Source organism: Desulfobacula sp., from assembly GCF_021107415.1.
In genome coordinates, this window is sequence record NZ_JAIOSW010000073.1 from 1 (window position 1) to 2792 (window position 2792).

At 38.8% G+C, this 2792-nt stretch carries 1 protein-coding gene and 1 pseudogene; both read right to left on the reverse strand.

Translation table 11 applies throughout. From position 1 onward, the window contains the following. Window positions 1–758: pseudogene (locus K8S13_RS03760) on the reverse strand (sigma-54-dependent transcriptional regulator); the annotation flags it as partial. Further along, window positions 700–2792: ATP-binding protein (locus K8S13_RS03765; protein WP_291460559.1), on the reverse strand; the 2093-nt coding region annotated here is incomplete at its 5' end. The gene K8S13_RS03765 and the pseudogene K8S13_RS03760, both read right to left, overlap by 59 nt.

Below are 2792 nucleotides of genomic sequence, written 5' to 3' on the forward strand. Positions count from 1 at the left end.
AATCCTTTTTTTTGTTGTTTTGCGTCTGTGAATGCACCTTTTTCATACCCGAAAAGTTAACTTTCAATTAAATATTCCGGCAAAGACGCACAATTGATTTCCATAAAAGGGGATTTGTTTCTTTTACTTTTAAAATGGATAGCACTTGCAACAAGTTCATTGCCGGTACCGCTTTCTCCCAGGACAAGCACAGTGGTATGATCTGTTTTGGAAATGATTTCAATCTGTTCGTATATTTCCATCATTTTATCACTTTTTCCAACAAAGTCACAGAAGCGGTATATCTTGCGCTGCTGATACCTGAGATATTCAACTTCTCTTTTTAACACCAGGCCTTTAATGGCCTGACTGATAAGTTTTTTTAATTCTTCCAGTTCAAAGGGTTTGTTGATAAAATGAAAAGCTCCGCATTTGACCGCTTCAACCGTGATGGTTGTATCACCGAATGCCGTCATGATAATCACGGCAATGTCAGGGTCATAGGCCTTAATTTTTTTTAAGACCTCAATTCCGTTTATTCCAGGCAGTCTTAAGTCCAGCAGCACAACACCAGGATCAAAATCTGAAATTACTTCAAGGGCATGCTCCCCGCTGTTTGAAATTTTAACCATGTAGCCGTCTTCTTCAAAGTCCATTTTTAATGATCGGCAAAGAATTTTTTCATCATCGACAATCAGAACTCTTTCTTGTGCCATGGTTTTATTTCCTTTTCTCTTGTCTTTCCAAAGACGGTTCAGGCAGACTGTTTTGGGATTCATCAGCCATGGGGATCATCAGAGTGACGTGACACCCCTTGCCTTCTTTGCTATCAATGTAAATATATGCGTTATTTTTTTCCAAAAGTTTATGGGCAATGGAAAGCCCTAAGCCCGTACCATTGGGATCGGTTGTAAAAAAAGGATTAAATATCCGGGCGAGGTTTTCCTTTTTTATTCCAGAGCCGGTATCCGTAAAAGAAACGGCCATATATTTATTTTCCATTAAAAAAGCAAGATCAAAGGCTTGGGTGATTTTCTCTTTGATCCTGTCCTGGTCTTTGACCATCTTTATGGAAATGGTCAGGGTTCCGCCCTCGGGCATGGCATTCACAGCATTCAGCGTCAGGTTTAAAAATACCTGTTGAATCTGTTCCCTGTCAAGGAAGGCAATGGGAACTATATGGTCATATTGTTGAACGATTTTGATATTCAGTTTTTTTATTTTTTCCATTAACAGGTTAAGGGTATTTTCAAGTATAACTTTTATATCCACAGACACAGGAAAGGTGGGGGAAGGACCTGAGAATTTTAAAAGATCCGTAACAATTCTATTCAGGCGGTTTATCTCACTTAAAACCCCTTCAATAAGAACCTGCTGTGAAGGGCTTGTCAGTTTTTTTGCCAATACCTGGATACTTGTTTTCATTCCTGCAAGGGGATTTCTGATCTCATGGGCGATCCCGGCAGATAATTCTCCTAAAGATGCCAGTTTATCAACCCTTATCATTAATTCTTCCATCCGTTTTCTAAGGGTAATATCACGGATATCGGCAATGGCACCGATAATTTTACCTCCACTGTCATTGAGTAAAGAGGTGCTGATTTCAATGAAAACAGGTTCGCCTTGTTGATTTAAATAATCTATGACCTGATGTTCTATTCTTTCTTTTTTTCCAAGTGTCAGCATTAACAAAGCCAGGGCTTTTTTTATACCGGCAGGGGGCTTTTCTTTTGCCTTGTTATCAATTTTGCGTCTGGAGAATGAAAAAATTTTTTGGGCACTTCTATTAATCGAGGTTAAATTACCCTTGCGGTCCACTGTAATAATACCGCTGGACACACTTCTGAAAATATCATCATTAAAGGTTTTGAGTTCAACAATTTCCTGCATACTTGTTTTTAACCTGGCAGCCATGTTGTTGAATTCTTTTGCCAGTCCCTGAAATTCATCTGATGATTCTACATGGATGGTCTGATCCAGGTCTCCTGCTCCAATGGCCCTGGCACCGGTGATTAATTGGCTGATAGGCTGGCTTAAGCTTTTGACAAACAGGAGTGAAACAAAAATAATCAGGGCAATAATCAAAGCACTGAATGTCATCATGCTCTGGCGAAGTTTGATAATATCAGCCATGAACTCTGACCGCTGCAATGTAATCCCAACACTCCAGTTTTTTATTCTGCACGGGGTAAACACCATATATTTTGTTCTTTTTTTAAAAAGGTATTCTCCAAACCCGCGTTCTCCCGACTCCATTTTTTTTATGAGCAAAGCAAGTTTTGCATCCCCGTTTTCAAGAAAAGTGTTTTTAAAACGCAGGTTTCTATTCGGGTGGTATATGAGGAACCCTCTGTCATCGAGCAGGAAAGAATATCCCTGGGTGCCGATCTTTAAACTTGAAACAAATAAGGTAAAGGAAGACAGATTGATTTCAAAGACAAGGATTCCCACAGGTTTTGTTTTATCCTCAAAATCATATATTTTTTTTGTAAGAATCAGAGTAGCATCGCTAAAGGATCCATCCATGATGATGTCTGATAAAAAGATCTCATTTTTAAGTGCTGCATTGAACCAGTCATGGGTATTAAACAACTCAGGATTTTTATCGCTGTCCAGTTCCTTATTGCACAGCTCTTTATTGTTTTGGGGGATGGTTAATATGGATCTGCCCTGAAGATTGATCAGGTGAATTCGTTTATAGTATTGGTTTGTTTTTTCATATTCCTCAACCAGTCTTTTGGCTGTATCCAGTTTTTGACAAAATTCAAACTGGAGAAAAGAAAGCTGAATAAAGGGGAAATTTGATAAAAGAT